The organism is Clostridium collagenovorans DSM 3089 (genome assembly GCF_900130005.1).
In the GTDB taxonomy this organism is placed as follows: Bacteria; Bacillota; Clostridia; order Clostridiales; family Clostridiaceae; genus Clostridium_D; species Clostridium_D collagenovorans.
The window spans coordinates 1-25,652 of the sequence record NZ_FQXP01000007.1 but is presented as its reverse complement, the minus strand read 5'-3'; the positions used below and the strand labels follow the sequence as shown (position 1 = coordinate 25,652).

The following is a 25,652-nucleotide window of genomic DNA, read 5'->3' as shown; positions in this document are numbered from 1 at the left end:
TTACCACATGGCATAATCTTAAATATATTATCTAGATAAATATACTATAACATATAGTAAAAAATATCAAATAATTTGTACTGGTTATACCAAAAATTAATTGAAAGTTAATATAAACTTTATACTAAATTTTATATTAAAACTATATTAAAGATTTTGTGTTGAAAATTTATTAAAAATTGTTAAGCCTATGTAATAAATTTCAAACAAATATCTATTTAATAATTTTTCCTTATAATATTAAGGAAAAATTATTAAATTTGCGTTAAAACTTTTCCTTTTAGAATCAAAATTAGGATTATAAGTAAGACTTACTTAATTTAATATATAGATAAACATATGGTATGTAAAAGCAAGGGAAGATATTCTTAGTTGATACTAACATTTATTGGGTTAAAATAAACAAAAATGTAACAAATATTCTTTTTGCCTTATGAGATTTAATGTTTTTTTTGTTGTATAATAAATATATAATAGAAAGAAACATAGAGAATTATGTAGAATAACAATATGATGAAGCGATTAATCATATATAGAAACATAGTAATTACACAAAAGAATAATTATATTAAAAAATAATATTTATAAGATAAAATTTATAGAGATACTTTGATATGTTAAGAATGAATTTACATGGAAAAATCAAATTGTAATATTATAGCCTATATTAACCTTCTTTAAGGCTGTAAAAATAAATGTGATTTCGGTACATAATACAAAAACTATAAATTTATAAGCAGTAATTTTATGTTAAGTTTAGGGTAAAACATTAGGGGGAAGCAATGGCTAATAAGGTGAAGAAGAGAATAATATTAAGAAAGAAAAGAAGAGTACAGATAATAGCATTATCGGCATTATTGATAGGGTCAATTACTGTGGTTTCGATAGGACTTAAAAATAGAGACGGGGATAATATTATAGACAAAAATGGTGAAAATAATAATCAGTATTATAATAGTGAAAGTAATAATGTTGATTATGGAAATAATAATTCTAAGGATGAAAAATCTAAAGAAGAATTACAGAAACAACAAGAGCAAGAGGAATTAATGAGAAAACGTAGAGAAGAGATGCTCCTTGCAAATAAGGAGAACGTACTTCCAAGCAATTATGTACCAGAGGATTTAAAGGTGGTAAAATGCATTCAGTTTGTAAATTTATATACAAGTCATGAGAATCAACTTAGAGCAGAAGCAGCAGATGCTTTAGAAGTAATGATAACACAAGCTAGAAAGGAAGGTTTAACTTTCTATGGTGCATCAGGATATAGATCCTATGAAGCTCAGACAGGTATATATAAGTCTAATCTTCAGACTTATGGATATGAGCATACTAATAAATACGTTGCAAAGCCAGGAACAAGCGAACATCAAACAGGACTTGCTTTAGATATAACTAATAAGGCTGGAATAAAGGATGGATTAATAGAGGAATTTGCTCATAGCAAAGAGGGTGAATGGATAGCACATAATTGCTATAAGTATGGATTCGTTGTTAGATATCCAAAGGATAAAGAAAATATAACGGGGTACCAGTATGAGCCTTGGCATATTAGATATGTAGGCAAGGAAGCATCAGAAGATATGTATAATAATAATCAGTGCTTAGAAGAATATCTAGGAGTTGCAACAACAGAACATGGAAATTAAATAGTAGAAAAGAAGTAAGAGTTATTAAATATGGAGAAAATATATAGAAATAATTAGGTAAGAGATAGGAAGTAAAAAATTAGGTTTAAGAGAAGAAGTTCCATAGTGTATAAAAGAAAAATATAAAAATTACTAGGGAGTAACTAAGAGAGAAAGAAAAGATAATAAGTGTATTTTTAACTTTTAAGAAAGGCTTAAAGGGGCTTTTTTACAAGTGGTACCTTTATGTCACTTAATGAGTAAAAATGTAGAAGTTATTAAGTAACAAATTATATACAATTCGATTATTATGCAAACTTTTTTATGGTTATGATGTATTATGAATTATATAGAGTATTTAATGTATGGTACAGGTAAAGCGAGTAATTGATGGGAGAGAAGAGACGTGCTTAGGGGATTAAAGAATATACTTAGAAGAGAAGCGAAAAAGGTCGATATGATGAATTTCAAAACCTTAGATAAAGAGCATATAAGAACTTTAAAGATAAAAAGAGTAAAGAGAAAAATATATAGAATGGGTGTTTCACTGGCTTTAGTAATGGCTATTGGTGTAACCTCTATTGTAATGATTATAGATAAAAATAATCCAGAGGAAGATAACAAAAATCTTTTATCTCAAAAGCAAGAAGAGATGAAGGCGAAGGATAATGAGCAGCAAGAAGATAAGAGTAAGGAAAATAGGTCTGAAGAAGATACAAATGCAGCGGATAAGGATAAGTCTCAAGGTGAAGTAGGTAATGATAGTAAGCAAGGAGATGCTCCTAATAATGGAACTGTAAGTACTAGTAATGAAAATAAGGCAAAGGAAGTACCTCAAAACCTTAAGATGATGGACGAAACGGAATTTGAGAATACCTCAGCTTTTATTGGAGATTCAATAACAGAGGGCATTGGCTATTATCAGTACATGCCTAAGAACAGAGTATTAGCTGAAATGGGTTTTACCTTGAAGAAGCTTAAGGGAAGAGAAGGGGAAGCTTTAAAAACATCACCACAGAGGGTGTTTATATTATTTGGAGCTAATGACCTTTTAATGGGTGGATCAATAGAAAAGTTTATTGAAGATTATAGTACAGCTATTAAAAATATAAGAGCTATTTCACCTTCAACACAGATATATGTACAATCAGCATTACATGTTAAGGAAGAGACTGCAAAGGATAAACCTTTATTAAGTAGAGCTAATATTGATGAGGTTAACAAGAAGCTTAAAACTATGGCTTCTCAGCAAGGAGCATATTATATAGACATTAACACTATATTTGAGAACAGCACTGAAGATTTATATGCCTATGATGGAATACACGTACAGCCTAAGTTTTATATAAAATGGCTAGAGTTATTAAGAGCTGCAGTAGCGTAGGCACTGTTTAAGTCCTTTATTATTTGGTATAATACTAATATTGAAATTAATTAGTTTAGTTACTAATACACCAATAAATCACTATTTGTAGAGATATAAAGTATCTTTATTAGACAAAAGGATAAAATCTTATATAAGGTTGCATTAGTAGGCAAAGGATTAAAGTCTTAGAAACTAAGGGCTTGTTATTATAACAAACTAATAAAATCTTTTAAATTAGTGTCTTTGGTTAGTGATTGTATTAAAGCTTTATTAAGGTGTGTAAGTATAAAATATAGTATTATTTTAAAATAAGATGAGAAGCTTAAGAGTAAAGCTTTCTACAATTAACATAAGGATAGGTGAATAAAGTGAGTGGTATAGCAGGAGAAGGATGTAAGGTTCTTATTCCTACAGAGGAGAGAAAAACTCTTGAGGAAATAGAAAGAAGTATAATAAAGAAATATAGAAAAAAGATTTGGTCTAAGTTTATCAAAGCTATAAAGGATTATGAGCTTGTTCAAGAGGGAGATAAGGTAGCAGTAGCTATATCAGGAGGTAAGGATAGCTTACTTATGGCAAAGCTATTTCAAGAGCTTAAACGTCACGGACAAGTAAACTTTGAATTGGAATTTATAGCAATGGACCCAGGATATCATCCTAATGTAAGAGAACTTTTAGAGGATAACTGTAAGCATTTAAATATTCCGGTTAATATATTTAATGCAGATATATTTGAAGTAGTAGATAAAATAGCTAGAGAATATCCTTGTTATATGTGTGCAAGAATGAGAAGAGGTGCACTATATGCTAAGGCTGAAGAACTAGGCTGCAACAAGTTAGCTCTAGGACATCACTTTAATGATGTAATTGAGACTACTATGTTGAACGTACTTTATGCAGGAAACTTTAAAACAATGCTTCCTAAGTTCAAGTCAACTAACTTTACAGGCTTAGAGCTTATAAGACCACTTTATTACATTGAGGAAAATGATATTAAGAGGTTTACAGAAAGTAGCGGAATATGGCCGTTAAATTGTGCATGTATGGTAGCAGCTGAAAAAATCGGAAACAAACGTTATGAGATAAAGGATATGATAGCAGAACTTAAAAAGAATTTTAAGGATGTAGATAAGTCAATATTCCAAGCAGCGCAAAATGTAAGTATGGATGCTATATTAGGATGGCAAAAGGGAGACAAGAAATATTCATATTTAGATTTTTACGACGAAGAATAATAAACAGTAATAGATTTAGGCTGAGAATAACCCACATAAGCAGTTTTTTAAGAAAAGCAAACTTCTATACAACGAGACTTAAAAGATATTTAAAAAGATACATATATTTATAATAAGGCTGTTATGCTAAGAAAAAATACTAGTCTATCTTTCAGTTTTTCACTTTGAAGAATATGAAAGATACTTTGGATTCTTAGCATAACAGTTTTTTTATGTGGAGCCGTAATGTTTTTAAGGAGTACTTTTTTTAAAGATAGTTTTATGCATCCTTTATGCTATGGGATTTATAGAAAATAAGAAAGCTTTTAAGGAAAGTTATTACAAAAACATATTGACATCTATTATCAATTGAGTTATATTATCAGTGTAGAGTTTTTAAAAAGGCTCAAAAAGAGGTGAGGAAATGCTTAAGGAATTACTAATTTATATAGATGCAACAGGAGATTTTTCAAGTAAGAATCTAGCAAAGAAATTTAATATAAGTGAGTACTTGGCAGAGGAATATAAGCTTAAATTAGTTTCCATGGGATATATACAAAAGGTTCAGGGAAGCTGCACATCAGAAATGTGCAAGAGCTGTGGCTGTGGGTGTTCAGGAAAAGTATTGAATGGAACTATTAACTGGGAAATAACAGGAAAAGGTAAAGAATCTTTGAAGAAGTCCTAAGAAAGCTATGAAAGATATTATTTTTAGTTTTTAAGGTATTTTAATAAAAACATTATTTTATAAGTTTTTAATATATTTTTAAGAGGTTTTAAGAAAATAAGTATACTTAGAAAAACTATAAGTAATATTTAATAGTGTATAAAGGAGTAATACAGTTGCGATTGTATTAAGCTATAAAATACAAATTAAAAGTAGTTAAAAAATAGATATTAATAATATAAGAGTAATAAGATTTGAACATGAGGCTATTATAAAGAGGTTTTCTGCTAAGTATATGTAGAAATAGGGGTGAAGGGAGGATTCAGTAGTTATGAATTCATTAGAGAAGTTAGAAGTAGGAAATAAGGTTGTAGTTAAAAACTTGGACAAGGATAGTGCGGTTAGAAGAAGATTACTTGATATGGGAATAACTCCAGGGGTTACGGTTGAGATAATAGGAAAAGCGCCAATGGGAGATCCAATTGAGATTATGGTAAGAGGGTACAAGCTTACTCTAAGAAAAAAAGAAGCACAGGGAATATTAATTTAAGAGTTTCATATTAAATTAATAGAGATTTGCCTATAAATGAGCTTATGTAGATTAATAAGGTTTAAGTGACTTTGAGTAAAATAAAAGTCACGGTGTTTTTTAGAGTAGAGATGAATATAGCACTTTTTAGGGGGTGAAGCTATTATGTTGATTCCAATTAATTTTGCTAAGGAAGGCGAAGTTGTAACAATAGATAATATCTTAATTAGAGATAATACAGGAAAGAAGCTAAGAGAAATGGGATTAGCTTCAGGTAATAAAATTGAGGTAGTAAAAAATGATGGTAGCTCTGTAATCATAGGCATAGGAGAAAGTAGACTAGCACTAGATATGGGAGTAGCAAGAAAAATTATCGTAGTAGCATAGAGTAAATTTTTTTAATCATATATTGATAATGATTATTAATTTAAGTTGGAGGGGTAATAATGAAAAGAATAGCGCTTGCTGGTAATCCTAACTGTGGTAAGACTAGCATGTTTAATATATTAACAAAGGCTAGGCAACACGTTGGGAACTGGCCTGGGGTAACTGTTGAAAAAAAGGAAGGTATCTTAAAGGTAGGTAAGGAAGAACATATAGTTATAGACTTACCAGGAACTTATAGCTTAGGTGCTTATTCCGAGGATGAAATAGTAGCGAGAGATTATATTATAAAAGAAAAACCTGATGTGGTAATTAATGTGGTGGATGCTACGAATTTAGAGAGAAATTTATATTTAACAATGCAGCTTATAGAAATGGGAGCTAATGTTGTTATTGCCTTGAACATGATGGATGAAGCAGAAAGCAAGGGAATAAAAATAGATATAAACAAGCTATCAAAGGAATTAAATGTACCAGTAGTTTCAACGGTTGCTACAAAGAAAATTGGTATAGAGGACTTAGTACAAGTAGCTTTATCTGTAAGAGTTAAGCATGAAGTAAAGGTTTTGGATTATGGAGATGAGCTTAACACAGAAATTGATAATATAAGCAGAAGTCTAAAGGGACACTCAAAGGAACTTGCTTATCCATGTGAATGGACAGCAGTTAAACTTTTAGAAAATGATAATTATATAAAAGAAGAAGTTAAAAATCTAGGCATTAAAGAAATTGATACAAAGCTAGAGAGAAGTTTACAAACAATAGTGGACAAGACTGGTTTTGATTCAGAAATATCAATAGTAGATAAAAGATATACCTTTATTTCTAATATAGTTGAAAAGGCTATGGTTAAGAAGGCTAATAGAGAAGAAAGTTTTTCAGACAAGCTAGACAAGGTAGTAACTAATAAATTCCTTGGTATTCCTATATTCGCAGCGGTGATGTTTGCATTATACCAACTTACCTTTACAATTGGAGCGGGAATCCAAGAATGGTTTGGAGATGCTATTGCTGGTGTTGGAGTGCTAGTTGCAGATAAACTAACAGCTATGAATGCTCCAGATCTTTTAGTTAGCTTTATCAATGACGGTATCTTCGGTGGAGTCGGAGCAGTATTATCCTTCTTACCATTAATTATGGTTATGTATTTCTTAATAGGTCTTTTAGAAGACAGTGGATACATGGCAAGAGCAGCTTATGTTATGGATAAGCTTATGAGAGCATTAGGGCTACACGGTAAGACTTTTGTTTCTATGATTATAGGGGCAGGATGTAACGTGCCAGGCATAATGTCAACAAGGACTCTTGAAAATAAAAAGGATAGAATGATAGCAATACTAATAAATCCATTTGTATCCTGTGGAGCAAGATTACCTATATATGCAGTATTTATTGATGCATTCTTTGAAAGTCATCAAGGACTTGTACTATTTAGTTTATACGTAACTGGTATAGTGGTAGCTTTAATAGCAGGTAAGATATTTAGTAAAACTTTATTCAAAGGAGAACCTTCTTACTTTGTAATGGAGCTTCCAAGCTACAAACTTCCATCAATTAAAAACGTATGCATGTTAATGTGGGAAAAAGCTAGTGCATTCTTTAAGAAAGCTGGAGTTATTATCTTCCCAATGATGATAGTACTTTGGGCTTTAGGAACATTCCCATTAGGAGCAGAACAATACAGTGAAAGTTCTTTAATAGGAATAATCGGAGGAACAATAGCACCGCTATTTGTACTAGCTGGTTTTGGAACATGGCAAGCAGGAATAGCTTTAATAACAGGAATAATAGCAAAGGAATCCGTAGTAGCAACAATGGGATTAATATATGCTGGAGTTGAAGAAGGAGCACCATTAATAACTGCAATTCAAGGAGCATTTACACCACTTGCAGCAGTTTCATTCATGGTAATGTCATTACTATACACTCCATGCTTAGCGGCATTAGGAGCAATTAAAAGAGAAACAAACTCATGGAAGTGGACAATCTTCTCAGCCGTATATACCTTTGTAATAGCCTTAGTGCTATCAATAATAGTGTATCAAGTAGGATTATTATTAGGCTTCAAGTAACCATAAACGCCATAAACGCCCAAACAATTTAAAAGCCCTACTTTAAAATGTCTTTTTAATTTAAAACTGTAATGAGGCCTTTAATAATAATCCTACTTTTACAATAAAAAAGAGATTTAACTTCATATAAAAAAGCTGTGCATATATAATGCACAGCTTCTTTGCTTAGACTTTTCAGTCTTATAGGATATATTGTAAATCACATTTATCTCGGGAAAAATAAAAATGATTGTTAGCTAATTAGTTAAAATATTATATTAGCAATCAAGGTGATTACCGGTAGAGTTATAATAGTTCTTTCTAAGAATATAATAATCATATCCTTAAGAGATACTGGAATCTTAGAACCTAATAATAATCCACCAACTTCAGATAAGTAAATTAACTGAGTAACTGATACAGCAGCAATTATAAATCTAGTCATTTCACTAGTTATATTAGCAGCAATAACAGAAGGTAATAACATATCAGCAAAACCAACTACTAAAGTCTGAGAAGCAGCCACGGCTTCGGGAATTTGTAGTAGATTTAAAAGTGGTATAAATGGAAGACCTAATATTTTAAATATAGGAGTATACTCCGCAATCATTAAAGCAATACCACCAACAGCCATTACAACAGGCATAACCCCTAACCACATATCCATTACATTCTGAATAGATTCAAAGGCAGTAGATTTAAAATCACTTGATTTCTCAGCTCTAATAACAGCTTGATTTAATCCCCAGCTAAAGCTAGAGTGACCATCAGGAATAGTCTCAGACACATGATTTTTCTTACCACCATAGTAACTATCAGGCTTCTTGCTTAAAGGTCTAATTCTTGGAACAATAATAGCAGCAACAATACCAGCTATTAAAGTCGTAATATAAAAAGGAACAAACATATGACCTAAGCCAACAGTTGATATAACTACTAAACTAAAAGTAATTGATACAAAGGAGAAAGTTGTCCCAATAACACAAGCTTCTCTTTGAGAGTAGAAACCATCTTCGTACTGTTTACTAGTAAGTAAAACACCAATAGTACCATCACCAAGCCAAGATGCGATACAGTCAACAGAAGAACGGCCAGGTAATTTAAAAATAGGTCTCATAACCTTAGTTAATAAAGTACCAAAGAACTCTAAAAGTCCAAAGTTTAAAAGCAGTGGTAAAAACAATCCTGCAAATAAGAAAACTGAAAACAATATAGGAAGTAATCCAAATAGAACCATGCCACCAGTATTCTCAGACCAAATAAACTCAGGACCAACCTTAAATAAAACCATAACTCCAATAGCAGCACCCACAAGTCTTACAACAAACCAAAGTGGAGTAACATTAAATAAATTATTTAAAAATTTATGCTCAGTGATAAATTTAGGTTTAACCAATTTAGTAATAATAGAACCAATTGCTGAAATACAAATAAGTGCAACAGTAACAGCAGGTAAAATATCAGCAAAGATACTTTGCACAGCATTAGACATAATAGCAACTGGAATAGTAATTCCATTCTTACTCATAACAGGAGTCATAAAAATAAAAACACCTAGAATAGATGGAACAAGAAACTTTAAAATAGAAACAGGTGATAATTTGCTTTTCACATCTGTTAACATAAGCATGTCCTCCTTTAACAAAAGAATCCCTAAACTAAAATTATATATAGGAATTTCAAATAAATATCACACAATAAAGAATACTATATGAATAAATATGATTTAAATTTAATAATTATGATTACATTTATATTTTACACGGATTTAAGAAAAAATCAATATATTTATGCATAAATAAAGCATAAATATTTGAATAAACTATAAAAAACCTATGATTATCCATAAATTAATGAATAATTAACCAAAAGAATTAAAAGAAGAAAGAAAAAATAGCTACTACACAAATATATATACTTGTATAATAGCTTTTCAAAATTGTCTTTAGGATATTTAAATATAAACTGCATTAGAAAAGTTTCAAACCTCTTTATAAGGTTATATAAAGAAAGTTCTATATAAGTTAAGACTTAATAATGAATATATATAGGAATAAGATTTGATTCTTTACTTGAAATTATCCATAAAGAAACCATATAAGTTTAATGCTTTTTTCTTTTAAGTTTTTTTCTGAAGCGAAGTCCTTTAGAAGCAGATTCATTATTGTAATAATAACCGTATTTATGTTCCCTTTCAGGGATTTTATTAAGCACTGAACCAATCAATTTAGCATTAATCTTAGTTAACTCATGTTTACACCTTAAGATGTCTTCCTTTTGAGTTTTACCATAGGTGCAAAGTAAAATAACTCCATCTACCTTACCACAAATAATCCTAGAGTCAGCAACAGGAAGTACAGGTGGTATGTCTAAAAGCACTAAATCAAACTTGGCTTTTAAAGATTCTATAAGTAATTCCATTTTTCTTGAAGAAAGTAACTCAGCTGGATTAGGAGGTTTTACACCACAAGGAAGAATATATAGATTCTCAGTGCCACTGAAGGTTGTAAAGTCTAAGTCTAGTGATTTTGCAATAAGCATATCTGTGATTCCTTTAGAATTAGAAAGGTTAAAAGTTTTGTGTACAGTAGGTCTTCTAAAGTCACAGTCAACCAATACAACTCGTTTACCAGCTTGAGCAAAGGCAATAGCTAAGTTAGCAATTGAGGTACTTTTTCCTTCACCTGGAGTAGCTGAGGTAATAGCTAAGGTTTTAAGCTTATTATCAAAGTTAAAAAAGTCAATATTGGTTTTTAATGTTCTAAAAGCTTCAGCACTTAAAGATTGAGGCTTATCCTTTATAATTAAATTATTCATTTTATATTTCCCCCTTAAAATCACACAAAGGTGTTATGTCATGATACACTTCAGAATGATATTATGTAATCCGCATTATAAGTTAATTTTACAATAAAATTAAATGAAAGACAAAGAGTATTAAGAAGAATTAACATAAAATACATGAGGTTAAAGAAAATACATAAGATTTAATAAAATAACAAATAAAATTAGAATTAAAATAAAAAATGCAATAGAAATGCGAAAAATGGAGTTGTCATAGGTGAGTTAACTAAAAAAGCTCTTTGAATTATAAAAGAAATCCTTAAGTCATAAAGAATATCTAACCCATAAAGAAAATTTAGCAATAATAAAAGGACTATGTCACTAAGTATAATTCTTATGCTCATATAGCAGTGCAAGTAATTTGCAATACAATATTATGCATAGAAATTATTAGTGAGATAGTCCTATTTTTATAATTTATCTACTATGTCTTTTATTCTTTTTACGATTAGAAGCATTTAAGTTATCATCGTAATAATAACTATAATGACTTTGTGATTCAGGAACCTTAGCAAGAATAGTTCCAATTAATTTTGCATTAACCTTATCAAGTTCTTGTTTAGATTTAAGGATAAGCTCCTTTTCTGATTGTCCATAAGCACAAAGTAAGATAACCCCATCTACTTTACCACAGATAATTCTAGAATCTGCTACAGATAAAATTGGTGGAATATCTAAAAGAACTATATCACACATTCCCTTTAATTTTTCAAGTAGCATGTCCATTTTCTCAGAAGCAAGTAGCTCAGCAGGATTAGGTGGTTTTGTACCACATGGTAAAATAAATAAGTTGTCAATCTTAGAACTATGAATATAATCATGTTTTAGTTCCGTATCAACAATCATATCAGTAATACCGTGAGTATTAGAAATCTTAAATTTCTTATGTACTGAAGGTCTTCTTAAATCACAGTCAATTAGTATAACACGCTTGCCAGATTGAGCAAAGGCAATAGCTAAGTTAGCAATTGCAGTACTCTTACCCTCACCAGGATTAGAAGATGTTATAGCTAAGGTCTTTAGGTTATTATCTACATTGAAAAAGTCCAAGTTTATTTTTAAGGTTCTAAAAGCTTCTGCACTTAAAGAAGATGGATCATCTCTCATAACTAATTTTTCCATTATATGCCTTCCCCCTAGTCTTCAAAATAAGGAATAGAACCTATAACAGAAGTTTCAAGTAATTTCTCAAGTTCATCCTCAGATTTAATAGTAGTATCCATGTACTCAAGTAAAAATGCTATACCAACAGCAATCATTAATCCAACAAAGGCAGCTAGAACTACATTAAGACCTATATTAGGACTAATTGGCTTTTTAGGATTAGAAGCTTCATCTACAAGTATTAAGTTATCCTTGCCTCTAAGTTCAGTAGAAACCTTTTTTAAGGATTTTGCAGTTTGGTTTGCAATATCAGTAGCTTCATTAGGTGAATTTGCTTGAACAGCTATTGTTAAAAACTCAGTGTCTGCCTTTGGCGTAACAGATATCATTGAAGTAATTTGCTCAGGTGATTTGCTCAAGTTAAGATTTGAAATTACATCCTCTGCCACACTTTTGCTTTTGCTTAATTCACTATAAGTCTTAGTCATTTTTTGATACATTAAAACATCATTATATTCAGATTGTCCCTTTGAAGAGGTAGAACCCGGTTCGCTTCCTAATAATACAGAAATCTCAGATTTGTAAACTGGATTTATGAAAAACACACTTACAATAAGTGCAATTATTGCTAAAACAACGGGTAATGAAGTAATAAGTATTAAACGTTTTTTCAATATTAGTAAATATTCTCTTAGTTCCATCAGTTGCCCCCCTTTTTTAATAATACTAAAACAAAACTAATTATAAGGTAAAATCCCCCTAAAAGTCAAACCTAATAAGTCGCAATGTTGAGAAATTTAAAGCAATTAACAGAATAATCGCAAAAAGAAGTAAATGGATAAAAATACATATAATTTTAAAATATTCATTTAAATGTAAGGAAAACTAAAGGTAATGAAATAAAATAGAAAAATTAACGAGAAATTAAGGAAAAAATTATTGAAAAAACATACAAAAAAACGTAAAATAAAGAAAAATATATGTATAATTATGAAAAATAATGGATTAATATAAAACTATTGATTATATATATAGGCATTGCAGAATAAGGTAAAGTATAATATTTAATGTTGTAAAATGTAAATTGAAGTGATAAAATAAACGGGTGGGAAATGAGTTTGAATATTGTTGAAAATCTTAAAATTCACAAAAAAGAATTTAATAATATTACAAAAAATTCAATTTAAAGCTAATAAAAATGAAAAATAAATAAAAAAATAAAGTAAATGACATTTTGAAGGGGTGAATCGAATGGGAAATAAGCGACGATTCTTAAATGGTGCTTTACTTCTGAGTATAGATTTAATTCTCATAGAATTATGCTATTTTATGGGAGTGTTTTTTATGAGCTCAGATAGGGAAGTAGTCAGAAGTCTCGTTACATCTAATTCAGTAATGTTCGTAGTATTATTGATTTATGCAATAATGTTTTGGAGCTTTGGATTATATAGAAGCCTATGGACACAGGCTAGCATAGATGAATTTAACAGGCTAGCATAGATGAATTTATAAGAGCAGTAACTGCATGTATATTAAGTAATGGAATAATTTTATTAATCCTATCAACGTTAAGTTATAGCATATCGATGAAAACCAATTTATTATGCGGAATCTTTGTTATGATTGCCGTAATTGGTTTCAGAGTATCCTTTAGAATTTATAGACGGTTATTAATAGACATTGAAGCAAGAAACAATAAGGTTAAAAGAGTCCTTATATACGGTGCAGGATATGCTGGCAAAACAGTTGCACTAGAGATAAAAAACCAAAGCAACAAGAAGTATAAAGTCATAGGCTTTATAGACGATGACAAATCCAAGAGAAATATGATTATAGGTGGGAGTAAGGTATTAGGGAATAGAAATGATATCCCAATGATTGTGGATAGATATAAAATAGAGCAAATAATAGTAGCAATACCTTCCTTAAATAATGATACAAGATGTGAAATTGTAGAAAAGTGTAGTGATACAAAATGTAAGGTTAAGATACTACCATCTATTTCGGAGATAATAGACGAAAAGGTTTCCATAGGGAAAATGAGAGATGTTGAAATTGAGGATTTGCTAGGAAGAGATCCTATTAAATTAAATGATAAGGAAATTAAAGCTTACATAGAAGGTAAAAGAGTACTTGTAACAGGTGGAGGAGGCTCCATAGGCTCAGAACTTTGTAGACAAATAGTTAAGTTTAAACCATCGGAATTATTAATACTAGATATATACGAAAATAATGCATATGATCTACAAAATGAGCTAAAGGATAAATTCAAAAATCTAAAGGTTGCTATAGCTTCAGTTAGAGATGAAAAAAGATTAGATGTAATCTTTGATGAATTTAGACCACAATTAGTATTCCATGCAGCTGCTCATAAGCACGTACCTTTAATGGAAGATAGTCCAGGAGAAGCAATTAAAAATAATACCTTTGGGACACTTAAGGTAGCAGAATGTGCAGATAGATATGAAGCAGAAAAATTTGTGCTTATTTCTACAGATAAAGCAGTTAACCCAACAAATGTAATGGGTGCAACTAAGAGAATGTGTGAAATGATAGTACAAGCTATGGCAGAAAAAAGTAAAACAGAATTTGTTGCAGTACGTTTCGGAAACGTATTAGGAAGCAATGGTTCCGTAATACCACTATTTAAAAGACAAATAGCAAAGGGTGGACCAGTTACAGTAACAAACAAAAATATAATAAGATACTTTATGACTATACCAGAGGCAGCTCAATTAGTACTTCAAGCAGGAGCATATGCAAAGGGAGGAGAAATCTTCGTACTAGATATGGGAAAACCAGTTCGTATATATGATTTAGCAATTAACTTAATCAAGTTATCCGGATTAGAACCCCATGAGGATATAGAAATAAAGGTAACAGGCTTAAGACCAGGAGAAAAGCTTTATGAAGAGCTTTTAATGAGCGAAGAGGGCTTAACTAATACAGCAAACGAAAAGATATTTATAGCAAAACCAATGCACTATGATTTAGAAAAGTTAAAAATGAAATTCGATAATCTAAAGGTGGCTATAGATAGCAAAAATATGATAGATATAAGAGACGTATTGCAAGAAGTAGTACCTACCTATAAAAGAGCAGCACATGATATGGTAGCAGCTACAAAGGAATAAAAAGACATTAAAGCTATGGAGGAGATTATATGAAGATAAATTTTTCACCACCAGATATTACGCAGGTTGAAATTGATAATGTAGTAGAGGTTTTAAAATCAGGGTGGATAACAACAGGTCCTAAAACAAAGGAATTTGAAAAGAAAATAGCACAATATTGTAATACATCAAGGGCTGTATGTTTAAATTCAGCAACTGCTGCTATGGAGATGACACTTAGAGTATTAGGAGTAGGACCAGGAGATGAAGTAATAACAAGTGCATACACATATACAGCTTCATGTAGCGTAATATGTCATGTAGGAGCTACTCCAGTTTTAGTAGATACAGCTGCTGATTCTTATGAAATGGATTATGAAAAGTTGTCAGAAGCAATAACACCTAGAACAAAAGCTATTATTGCAGTAGACTTAGCGGGTGTTATATGTGATTATGATAAGATTTTTGAAATAGTTAAAAGTAAAAGAGAATTATTTAAGGCTAATAATAAAATACAAGAAGCATTTAATAGAATTATAGTTATTGCAGATTCGGCTCATGCCATAGGAGCTAATAGAAATGGGAAAATGGCTGGTGAAATAGCAGACTTTACAAGCTTTTCTTTCCATGCAGTTAAGAACCTAACAACAGCAGAGGGGGGAGCTGCAACATGGAGGGATATAAGCGGAGTAGATAATGAAGAAATTTACAAGCAGTATATGTTACTTTCACTTCATGGACAATCTAAAGATGCCTTAGCTAAAACTCAAATAGGAAGTTGGGAATATGATATTAAGTTACCAGCTTATAAATGTAATATGACAGATATAATGGCAGCTATAGGATTAGGTCAGTTTAGTAGATATAGTGAGATTTTAAAAAGGCGTAGAGAAATTATAGAGTTATATGATGAACTACTTAAAGAAGAAAATCTTCACATATTAAAACACTATACTGAAAATTCAGCATCTAGTGGACATCTTTATCTTGTTAGGTTGTTAGGTAAGAATGAGGAAGATAGAAATAAGGTTATAATCAAAATGGCAGAGGCTGGAGTTGCAACTAATGTACATTATAAGCCACTTCCAATGATGAGTGCTTATAAATCAATGGGATTAGATATAAAAGATTATCCTAATGCATTTAATATGTACAAAAATGAAATTACACTTCCATTACATACATTGCTAAGTAATGAGGAAGTTAAGTATATATGTGCAACCCTAAAAGAAGTTATTAGGGGGAAATAAGAGTGCTAAAAAAGTGGAGTGAACTTCCAAATTTTATGAAAAATGAAGAAGTCAAAAAATACTATGATATTTTAGAAAAGAAAAAAGGTCAATTATTTTTAAAGCGACTTTTTGATATTGTTCTAGCTATAGTATTAATAGTGATTTTATCACCATTAATACTTGTATTGGCAATTGTAATAAAATTAACTTCTGAAGGTCCTGTATTTTTTAGACAAACTAGAGTAACTCAGTATGGTAGAAGATTTAGGATATTTAAATTTAGAACTATGGTAGTAAATGCTGAAAAAATAGGAACACAAGTAACTGTAGGGGATGATCCTAGAATAACTAAGATAGGACGCCTAATTAGAAAAACTAGGCTTGATGAAATTCCACAGTTGATTAATGTATTACAAGGTGATATGAGTTTCGTTGGAACGAGACCAGAAGTACCTAAATATGTAAAAGAGTATAAGCCTGAGATGTTAGCGACGTTACTTATGGTAGCTGGAATTACATCTAAAGCTAGTATAATGTTTAAAGATGAAGATGAAATTCTTGGTAAATTTAATGAAAATATAGATAAAGTTTACATTGAAAATGTTTTAAGTAAAAAGATGTATTACAATATTAACTATATAGAAAATTTTACATTTATAGAAGATTATAAGATTATGTTAAAAACAGCAATAGAGGTTTTTATTAGGTAAATATAAAAAAAGAGGATTTAAAGAATGGGGAATATAATTAACAAAATTAATGAAAGTTTAAGAAGGTTTCCTGAAATAAGGAAATTTGCTAAAGGTATATATCAGGTTATAGGGTGGAGTTTAAGCGATAAGAAAACAGAAAATAGTAATATAATATGCATAAGCGATTCTAGGTATGAACATTTATTTGGTTATTATGATAAGTCACCATGGAATAAGGAATGTACAAAAATGATTTATCTTAGAACTGAGAATGCCAATAGAGAAGTTGCGCCAAGTAAGCAAGCTTTAATAATTTTGAAGGATTTAGAAAAAAATGAAGAGACTATTATAGGAAGCACATATGCATGGAATGTACAACAGGGATGTATGCTTCAATGGCTTGGACCTGAAATGAATAAAAAAATTATATATAATGATTTCAGGAATGGAGAATTTTGTAGTGTTATATTGGATATAGAAACTGGAACAGAAAAAGTGTTACCTATTGCTGTATATTCTGTAGATAAAAATGGCGAATATGCATTAAGTTTAGATTTTTCTAGGTTACATAATCTTAGACCTGGATATGGATACTCTAATACAAATAAAGATACTGTGGATGAAAAGTGTCCAAATTCAACATGTATTTGGAGAATGAATATTAATACAGGAGAGGTTAAAGGACTACTTACGTATAAACAACTTATGGATTTTGAATCAAGGGAAGAAATGAATGGTGCAATACATAAAGTTAACCATATAATGATCAATCCAGAAGGTAAAAGATTTATGGTTTTACATAGGTGGATTAAAAATGGAAAGAAATATACTAGACTATTGACAGTGGATATTGATGGTGAAAATGTATATAATTTAATGGATGAAGATATGATTTCTCATTGTAATTGGAAGAATAATAGAGAAATACTGGCTTGGGCTCATACTCATTCTCATGGGAATAAGTATTATTTATTAACTGATCAAACTCAAAAAAGAGAGATCTTTGCGGAAGGTATATTGAATCGAGATGGTCATCCATCGTATTCACCTGATAATAAATATGTTATTACTGATACATATCCTAACTTTAAATGTAAGCAGAACTTATATTTATGTAGTGCGGACGGTGAGAATGTTAAAGAGATAGCTGAAGTTTATTCTTCATTAAGGTATAACAATGAAAATAGATGTGACTTACATCCTAGATTTAGTCCTGATGGAAGATATATTTGTTTTGATGGAGCAATAAATAAATTAAGACAAGTGTATGTATTAAAGGTATTTGATTAAATAAAGAAGGGGAGAGAACAATGGAGTATAGTAAATATCCATTTGTAACAGCTATAATTGTTTTTAGAAATGAAGAGAAGTACATAGAAAGGTGCTTTAAATCGTTTATAGAACAAAGTTATTTTAAGGATAAATATGAAATTATTTTAATTGATGGTGAGTCGGATGATAATAGTAATTATATAATAGAAAAATTGATAGAAAAAAATAATAGCGGTGTAGAAATAAGATATTATAAAAATCCTAAAAGAAGTTTAGCATCTGGGTGGAATATGGCTATAAAATCTGCAAAGGGAGAATATGTTGTTAGAATAGATGCACATGGATACGCGGACAAAGATTTTATAAAAAACAGTGTTGATACAATGCTAAATATGAATGATGTTGCATGTGTAGGTGGTAGCTTAAATACTGAGTGTTATACTGGAATGGGGAAAAGAATTGCTATGGTGTTGTCTTCGCCGTTTGGAGTAGGTAATTCAAAATTTAGATATTCTCAGAAGGCTGAATATGTGGATACGGTTGCTTTTGGATTATATAGAAAATCTATATTTGATAAAGTTGGATATTTTGATGAGAACTTAAAGAGAAATCAAGATAATGATATGCATAGGAGAATTAAAGAGGCTGGATATAAGTTTTATTTAAATCCTAGTATTAAGTCAACGTACATATCTAGAGATTCAGTTAAGGGATTTTTAAATCAAGCATGGCAAAATGGAAAATGGAATATGAAAGTTTTAAGAAATGGATTTAAAACTTTGAATTTAAGACATATAATACCGCTTATGTTTGTATTAAATATTATTCTATTATTAATGTTAGGAATTAAAATTAAAATTATGAGGTATATATTAATTTTTATAATAATTCTGCATTTTATATTAGGAATAATATTTTCAATTTATAAAACCAATAGATTACTGGATATAGTATTAATGCCAATTATGTTTATTAGCCTACATATATCATATGGTTTGGGGTCTATAAGAGGTTTATTTGAACTTATAAGAAAAAAATAATAAATGATAAATATATTAAAGTTTATGAGTAGAGATGGAGTGAAGAATATGAATTTATATGAAGAAATAGTGAAAAGAAAAGAAAAAATATCTTTAATTGGTTTGGGATATGTTGGAATGCCTATAGCGGTGGCCTTTTCTAAAAAAGCAAAAGTTATAGGATTTGATGTAAACAAAGAAAAGGTAGATATGTACATTAAGGGTATTGATCCAACTAAGGAAGTTGGTAATAATGAAATTAAAAATTGTAGTGTTGAGTTTACTTGTAGTGAGGAAAAGTTAAAAGAAGCTAAGTTTCACATAGTAGCAGTTCCTACACCTATAAACGAAGATAAGTCTCCAGACTTGTATCCAGTTAAAGCTGCAAGCAAAACACTAGGTAGAAATCTTACTAAAGGATCAATAGTAGTGTACGAATCAACTGTTTTTCCTGGAGTAACGGAAGAGGTTTGTGTACCTATATTAGAAAAAGAGTCAGGACTTAAATGTGGTAGAGACTTTAAGGTTGGATATTCACCAGAACGTATTAATCCTGGAGATAAAGTTCATAGATTGGAGACGATAGTAAAAGTTGTATCTGGTATGGATACAGAAACACTGGATATAATAGCAAAGGTTTACGAATTGGTAGTAGATGCAGGAGTGTATAAAGCAGATAGTATTAAAGTAGCTGAAGCAGCTAAGGTTATTGAAAATTCACAAAGAGATATAAATATTGCATTTATGAATGAACTATCTATAATATTTAACAAAATGGATATAGATACTAAAGCAGTATTAGATGCAGCAAAAACTAAGTGGAACTTTTTGGGGTTTGAACCGGGATTGGTAGGCGGACATTGTATTGGAGTAGATCCGTACTATCTTACATATAAGGCGGAACAATTAGGATATCATTCTCAAATAATTCTTTCAGGAAGAAGAATTAATGATAATATGGGAAAATATATTGCTGAAAATACTGTAAAGAGCATAATTAAGTCTCAAAAGGTAGTAAACAGTTCGAGAGTATGTATTTTAGGATTTACTTTCAAAGAGAATTGTCCTGATACACGTAATACTAAAATAATTGATATAGTAGATGAACTTAAGGAATACGGTATAAATCCTATTATAGTAGATCCAGTGGCTGATAAGGAAGAAGCTATTAGGGAGTATGAAGTAGATATATGTGACATAAATGAAATTAGTGATATGGATGTTGTTATATTAGCAGTTTCCCATAAAGAATTTAAAGAGATGTCCATAAAGGAAATAGACAAGTTATTCAGAAATGAAGAGAATGGTAAAAAAATTATAGTTGATGTTAAATCGATATTAAATAAGGATATTATAATTAAACTAGGTTATAATTATTGGAGGTTATAGAACAGTGGGGTATAGTAATATTAAGTTTGATGATAATAGTAAATTTCTAGTTACAGGAGCTGCTGGATTTATAGGGAGTAACTTAGTAGAGACATTATGTGAAATGGGATATAAGGTTATTGGTTTAGATGATTTTTCAAATGGACTAGTTAGTAATATAGATAGATTAAAAGAAAAATATGATTTTGAGTTTATTAATGGAACAATTGAAGACATTGAAGTCTGTAGAGAGGCTTGTAGAGGAGTAGATTATATTTTACATCAAGCAGCTTGGGGTTCGGTACCAAGATCTATGGAGATGCCAATTAAATATAATAAAGTAAATGTAGACGGTACATTAAATATGCTAGAAGCTGCAAGAGAAAATAATGTTAAGAGATTTGTCTATGCATCGTCCTCATCTGTGTATGGAGATAATGAAACTTTGCCTAAAAAAGTAGGACAAGAGGGATCTGTTTTATCACCATATGCTATGACTAAAAAAATAAATGAATATTATGCAGATTTGTTTTATAAAATCTACAATTTACCAACTATAGGATTACGATACTTTAATGTATTTGGAAGGTATCAAAATCCTAATGGGAATTATGCAGCTGTTATTCCTAAGTTCGTAAAAGCATTAATTGAAAATAGAGATGCCATAATATATGGAGATGGAACTCAAAGTAGAGATTTTACTTATATAGAAAATGTTATAGAAGCTAACTTAAAGGCTTGTCTATCTGATGAGAAAAGTTTTGGTAGGGCATATAATGTTGCATACGGTGAAAAATTTACTATAAATCAAGTGTTGGAGTCTATGTGTAAGGAGCTCAATGTGAGTTTTAAACCGAAGTATTCAAATGCTCGAAAGGGTGATATTAAGCATAGTCTTGCTGATATAGATGAAACTAAAAACTTATTAGGATATAATCCGACTTGGAACTTTGAGAATGGATTCAAAGAAACTATAGAATGGTACAAAAATAACTTATAATGTATAAAGTAATCTAATAAGTAAAGTAACTTTAAATAAGATTGAAGCTTTAGGAATGTTTTACTAAATAAAAGATATAAGTTTTTAGAAATATTTATATTTAAATATTTCTAAATCATAATTGCTTTAGTTTAGAACTAAAGCAATTATGATTTAGAGGTAAAAATATATTACTTGAATAAATCGTAATAATTAATTTTATATAAAAATAGTTTATATAGAAAAGTTACATAAATTTAAAATAAGTTTACAGTCTAATAAAAGACATCATAAATTTGTGAAAGACAAAAAATATATTAATGTAAATTAGAATATTTAACTAAATAATTTCATGGGTATACCCTTATTAGCTTTGTTTTATAGTATGAACTAAGTAATCTTATGATTATTAATATATGGGTATAAGATTTAAGCAGTTTAATAGAAGTCGATAATTTAATTGGAGGTTAGTTATGGTAAAAGGAATGATTTCTTGTATAATTCCTACATATAAAAGAAGTGATACTTTAATAAGAGCTATTAACAGCGTTATAAATCAGACTTACAAAAATATTGAGATTCTTGTAATTGATGATAATGATCCGAATAGTGAAGAAAGTATGCTAGTAGAAAAAAGATTAAAGGATATTTTTGATAAAAGACTAAGATATATAAAACAATTAAAACATATTAATGGAGCAGCAGCAAGAAATGTTGGTATAAAGTCATCAAATGGAGAATTCATAGCATTTTTAGATGATGATGATGAATGGGAATATACAAAGTTAGAAAGGCAGATGGATGTTTTCCTAAATGATATAAATTGTTCAGGAGTTTCCACCTTATATAAATACTATAAAAATGGAGTTCCAATAAGAAAATGTTCGGTTTATGAGACAAATGACTTGCATAAAAAGGTTCTAGAAAGATCGGTGGCAATATGTACACCAACGGTTCTACTTAAAAAAAGCTGTATTGATGAAAGTGGATATTTTGATGAGTCTTTAATTAGACATCAAGATATTCAATTATTCCTAGATTTCCTTTTAAAGTATAATATTAAGCTTTTACCAGAATATATGGTTAGAATAAATACTGAGTTAGAAGAAAATAGGCCTACAACTCAAAATATTATTAGTATAAAAGAGGAGTTTTTTAAAAAAACTCAGAGGCACTTTGAAATCTATGATAAAAAGGTGCAAAGACAAATATATTCAGCTCACTATTTTGAGATTATTCTTGTAGCTATTAGAGAAAGAAACTATAAAATAGTGATTAAGTATATTATGAAAATAGGTATTAACATAAATGCATATTTAAGTGTGTTACGTAGGTTTAAAGAGCGAAACAGAAATTCGATTACTTCTAAGTAGCAATTAATATTAAATAAAGTTTAAAATGGGAGAAGAACATGGTTGACGTAAGCATTATCATGCCAGTATATAATTCGGAAAAGTATCTTGAAGATGCAATAGAAAGTATATTAGCTCAGACATATTTAAATTTTGAGTTAATTCTAGTTGATGACGGTTCAACTGATAACAGTGCACAAATTTGCAATCAATATATGAATAAAGATAAAAGAGTGAAGGTAATACATCAGAAAAATATGGGTATTAGCGGAGCAAGAAATACAGGATTAAGTAACTCTATTGGAGAATATATTGTTTTTGCAGATAATGATGATAGGTTTTTACCAACATTGCTAGAAGATAATATTAAATTAATTAAAGAAGAAAATGCAGATGTTGTAAAATTTTCTGTAAGATATTTAAAAATAGATGATACTTTTACTACTGAAGAAGTATATAAATATCATTTGAGTGATGGTGTATATGATAAAGGTTATTTGATTAGTAATTATGATGCTTTAAGAAGACGTGGAGTATTTACTTTTGTATGGAATATGATTGTAAAAAAATCATTAATACAAAAAAATAATATTATATTTGATGAAAGAATTAAATTTGGTGGTGAAGATAATAAGTTTAATTATGAGTTATTTAAGAATGTAAATAAATTGGTATGTAATAGTAAAGCATATTATATACATTACAGAAGAGTAAGTCATAGTACGGTTGTGAAGTTTAATATAAATAAGGCTGAATCAAGCATATTAATAGTGGACGCTGAAAAAAGTATTGTTGATAGTTTAGGTATTGATAAATCTATATGGTATAAGTACTTGGTAGAATATATTTCATTTATAGTTAATATTATATTTGATAATAGAAATACGATGAGTTTTAGAGAGAGAGTTAATTACTTAGAAGAAGTAAAAAGACTTAATCAATTTAATATTGATATAAATACTAAAGAAATATTGAGGATAGAATGTAGTACAAAATATAATATAACTACATTACTAATGTTACAAGGAAAGTATAGACTTCTAGATTATCTATTAAGAAGTTATAAAAAAATAAGGAGACAACAATGATATATATCTATATTTTTTTTAATATTTTATTATTTGTTTTTAGTAGAAAAATCTTTAAAAAAAATATTAATCCTGTATCAATATATTGTATAGTATGGTCTATAATTAGCATACTATATGAACTTAAATTTATATATTACTATAAGTTATCTATAAAAACCTGGAGTATTATATTTTTAATGCAGGGTTTATTTTCTATTGGAAATTTTATGGGCGTATTAATATATAATATTAAGGTTCATAAAAAAAATAATACTCTACTAGATGAGAATATAATTAAAAATAAGATTTTTAAAGTTATTATGATAAGTAGCTTAATATCTGCAATATCTATTATACCTAATATAGTATCTCTAATAAAAGTATATGGTATAAATGGATTATTTTCATCTATAGGTGATATATACAATAATAGAGTAAATGGTACGGGAGAAAATATATACATATCATATTTTGGACCATTCATTTTTATTGCACTTATGTACACTGGAGTATATATCAGAAAATATGGAGTAAGAAAGTTTTTATTCCTACCTATTATTCTTGCTATTTTAAACTCGCTAAGCTTTGGTGGAAGAAATAATATAATAATGGGTTTTTTATTTTTAACAATTCCTATGTTTATAGGGGAGAGAGAATATACTAAGCAGCTTAAGTTAAATAATAAGAATAAAATATACATTATAATATTTATAATAGTATTTATTTTATTATTTAGTATTATAAATAAAGAAAGAGCTAATATAACATCTATATCACCTTATGTATCTCCGCTTATGAATAAATTAACAAGTACTAATCATAGTATTTATAAACTTTATACATACGCTACTTCACCAATAGGAGTTTTAAATGAATATTTAAATAATCCATTTTATAGCTTTGGAGCCAACACTTTTTTGCCTATATACAAGCAATTTTCTAAGTTGGGGTTTAATGTAGAGCTAATGTGGACACTACCATTTTATCATATACCAATTTCAAGTAATGTAGGTACTTATATAATGGAATTAATAATTGATTTTTCTATTCCTGGAGCTTGTGCTGTTAGTTATTTTCTAGGAATAGTTTCAGGAAATATATTTACAAAATTAATGGATAAAAAAGATATTTTATCATATGTAATTGTTACCATAGTAACATTTTGTACAATAATGTCATTTTTTATTTGGTATATGAGAAGTATTAATATGTGGATAATATTATTTTTTTCTATTTTCTTTGGAAAGTTTATAGTTTATCAAAGAAAGTAGAAAATATATAATAATATTTTCAAAATCATTATATATAGGTAACTTAAATATAAAGGAGAATAGTTTATGAAAACTTATTTAGTTACGGGTGGAGCAGGATTTATCGGTTCTAACTTTGTATTATATATGTTAAATAAGTATGAAGACATAAAGATTATAAATCTAGATGCTTTAACATATGCAGGAAACTTAGAAAATTTAAAGTCAGTAGAGAATAATGAAAATCATATATTTGTTCAAGGAGATATATGTGATTCAGGATTAGTTACAGATTTATTTGAGAAATATGATATAGATTATGTAGTAAACTTTGCAGCAGAGTCTCATGTTGACAGAAGCATAAAGGATCCAGAAGTCTTTGCTAAAACAAATGTGTTAGGTACAGTTAACATGTTAAATTGTGCAAAAGCTGCATGGGAAGCTAATGGTACTTGGAAAGAGGGCGTTAAGTTTTTACATGTTTCAACAGATGAAGTATATGGTTCATTAGGTGAGAC

General features: G+C 29.3%; 21 protein-coding genes and 1 pseudogene. 18 read left to right on the top strand and 4 right to left on the bottom strand.

Annotated features, from left to right (window positions below; all coding sequences use genetic code 11):
• Positions 1 to 782 precede the first annotated feature (782 nt).
• The 7 genes from BUA48_RS09700 to feoB all read left to right on the top strand — a co-directional run bounded on the left by BUA48_RS09700 (position 783) and on the right by feoB (position 7,860).
• Positions 783 to 1,649, top strand: coding sequence for a M15 family metallopeptidase (locus BUA48_RS09700; RefSeq protein WP_084666227.1), 867 nt, complete (start codon positions 783 to 785; stop codon positions 1,647 to 1,649).
• A gap of 385 nt (positions 1,650 to 2,034) precedes the next feature.
• A complete protein-coding gene (locus BUA48_RS09695; RefSeq protein ID WP_072831867.1) occupies positions 2,035 to 3,012 on the top strand; it encodes a GDSL-type esterase/lipase family protein in 978 nt (325 codons plus the stop codon).
• Positions 3,013 to 3,362: 350 nt separating this feature from the next.
• Entirely contained in the window at positions 3,363 to 4,229 is an 867-nt protein-coding gene (locus BUA48_RS09690) for a tRNA 2-thiocytidine biosynthesis TtcA family protein (protein WP_072831866.1), read from the top strand.
• Positions 4,230 to 4,632: 403 nt separating this feature from the next.
• The gene (locus BUA48_RS09685; protein WP_072831865.1) at positions 4,633 to 4,896 is read left to right on the top strand and encodes a FeoC-like transcriptional regulator; all 264 of its coding nucleotides are present in this window, start codon (positions 4,633 to 4,635) and stop codon (positions 4,894 to 4,896) included.
• Between the two features lie 310 nt (positions 4,897 to 5,206).
• Positions 5,207 to 5,425 (top strand): FeoA family protein, encoded by a 219-nt coding sequence (locus BUA48_RS09680; protein WP_072831864.1) that lies wholly within the window; start codon positions 5,207 to 5,209, stop codon positions 5,423 to 5,425.
• A gap of 144 nt (positions 5,426 to 5,569) precedes the next feature.
• Positions 5,570 to 5,791 carry a FeoA family protein gene (locus BUA48_RS09675; RefSeq protein WP_242944331.1) on the top strand — a complete coding sequence of 74 codons (222 nt, stop codon included), beginning with the start codon at positions 5,570 to 5,572 and terminating at the stop codon, positions 5,789 to 5,791.
• A gap of 59 nt (positions 5,792 to 5,850) precedes the next feature.
• A complete protein-coding gene (feoB, locus tag BUA48_RS09670) occupies positions 5,851 to 7,860 on the top strand; it encodes a ferrous iron transport protein B (RefSeq protein ID WP_072831863.1) in 2,010 nt (669 codons plus the stop codon).
• Between the two features lie 244 nt (positions 7,861 to 8,104).
• Here feoB and BUA48_RS09665 read toward each other — a convergent pair whose 3' ends face one another.
• The 4 genes from BUA48_RS09665 to BUA48_RS09650 form a co-directional block, all read right to left on the bottom strand.
• Positions 8,105 to 9,463 carry a YjiH family protein gene (locus BUA48_RS09665; protein ID WP_423231110.1) on the bottom strand — a complete coding sequence of 453 codons (1,359 nt, stop codon included), beginning with the start codon at positions 9,461 to 9,463 and terminating at the stop codon, positions 8,105 to 8,107.
• A 479-nt stretch (positions 9,464 to 9,942) separates the two neighbouring features.
• A complete protein-coding gene (locus tag BUA48_RS09660) occupies positions 9,943 to 10,656 on the bottom strand; it encodes a CpsD/CapB family tyrosine-protein kinase (RefSeq protein WP_072831861.1) in 714 nt (237 codons plus the stop codon).
• Positions 10,657 to 11,100: 444 nt separating this feature from the next.
• Positions 11,101 to 11,805 (bottom strand): CpsD/CapB family tyrosine-protein kinase, encoded by a 705-nt coding sequence (locus BUA48_RS09655; RefSeq protein WP_072831860.1) that lies wholly within the window; start codon positions 11,803 to 11,805, stop codon positions 11,101 to 11,103.
• Between the two features lie 14 nt (positions 11,806 to 11,819).
• The gene (locus tag BUA48_RS09650; protein WP_072831859.1) at positions 11,820 to 12,488 is read right to left on the bottom strand and encodes a YveK family protein; all 669 of its coding nucleotides are present in this window, start codon (positions 12,486 to 12,488) and stop codon (positions 11,820 to 11,822) included.
• Positions 12,489 to 13,038: 550 nt separating this feature from the next.
• On the opposite strand from BUA48_RS09650, the pseudogene BUA48_RS09645 reads away from it, so the two are divergent.
• From BUA48_RS09645 to BUA48_RS09595, 11 genes and pseudogenes are all read left to right on the top strand, one after another.
• Positions 13,039 to 14,921: pseudogene (locus BUA48_RS09645) on the top strand (polysaccharide biosynthesis protein).
• 29 nt (positions 14,922 to 14,950) lie between these two features.
• Positions 14,951 to 16,150 (top strand): DegT/DnrJ/EryC1/StrS family aminotransferase, encoded by a 1,200-nt coding sequence (locus BUA48_RS09640; protein ID WP_072831858.1) that lies wholly within the window; start codon positions 14,951 to 14,953, stop codon positions 16,148 to 16,150.
• A 2-nt stretch (positions 16,151 to 16,152) separates the two neighbouring features.
• Positions 16,153 to 16,842: a sugar transferase gene (locus BUA48_RS09635; protein WP_072831857.1), complete on the top strand. Its 690-nt coding sequence runs from the start codon at positions 16,153 to 16,155 to the stop codon at positions 16,840 to 16,842.
• A gap of 24 nt (positions 16,843 to 16,866) precedes the next feature.
• Positions 16,867 to 18,114 (top strand): TolB family protein, encoded by a 1,248-nt coding sequence (locus BUA48_RS09630; protein ID WP_072831856.1) that lies wholly within the window; start codon positions 16,867 to 16,869, stop codon positions 18,112 to 18,114.
• Positions 18,115 to 18,134: 20 nt separating this feature from the next.
• On the top strand, positions 18,135 to 19,136 hold the full coding sequence (locus BUA48_RS09625; protein WP_072831855.1) for a glycosyltransferase family 2 protein: 1,002 nt from the start codon (positions 18,135 to 18,137) through the stop codon (positions 19,134 to 19,136).
• Positions 19,137 to 19,184: 48 nt separating this feature from the next.
• Positions 19,185 to 20,504 (top strand): nucleotide sugar dehydrogenase, encoded by a 1,320-nt coding sequence (locus BUA48_RS09620; RefSeq protein WP_072832011.1) that lies wholly within the window; start codon positions 19,185 to 19,187, stop codon positions 20,502 to 20,504.
• A 4-nt stretch (positions 20,505 to 20,508) separates the two neighbouring features.
• Positions 20,509 to 21,483, top strand: coding sequence for an SDR family oxidoreductase (locus BUA48_RS09615; protein ID WP_072831854.1), 975 nt, complete (start codon positions 20,509 to 20,511; stop codon positions 21,481 to 21,483).
• 452 nt (positions 21,484 to 21,935) lie between these two features.
• A complete protein-coding gene (locus BUA48_RS09610; protein WP_072831853.1) occupies positions 21,936 to 22,835 on the top strand; it encodes a glycosyltransferase family A protein in 900 nt (299 codons plus the stop codon).
• 38 nt (positions 22,836 to 22,873) lie between these two features.
• Positions 22,874 to 23,902, top strand: a complete 1,029-nt coding sequence (locus tag BUA48_RS09605; RefSeq protein ID WP_072831852.1) for a glycosyltransferase family 2 protein — start codon at positions 22,874 to 22,876, stop codon at positions 23,900 to 23,902.
• A complete protein-coding gene (locus BUA48_RS09600) occupies positions 23,899 to 25,155 on the top strand; it encodes an O-antigen polymerase (protein WP_072831851.1) in 1,257 nt (418 codons plus the stop codon). The genes BUA48_RS09605 and BUA48_RS09600 overlap by 4 nt, the downstream gene beginning before the upstream one ends.
• A 66-nt stretch (positions 25,156 to 25,221) precedes the next feature.
• Positions 25,222 to 25,652: dTDP-glucose 4,6-dehydratase (locus BUA48_RS09595; RefSeq protein ID WP_143147701.1), on the top strand; the 431-nt coding region annotated here is incomplete at its 3' end.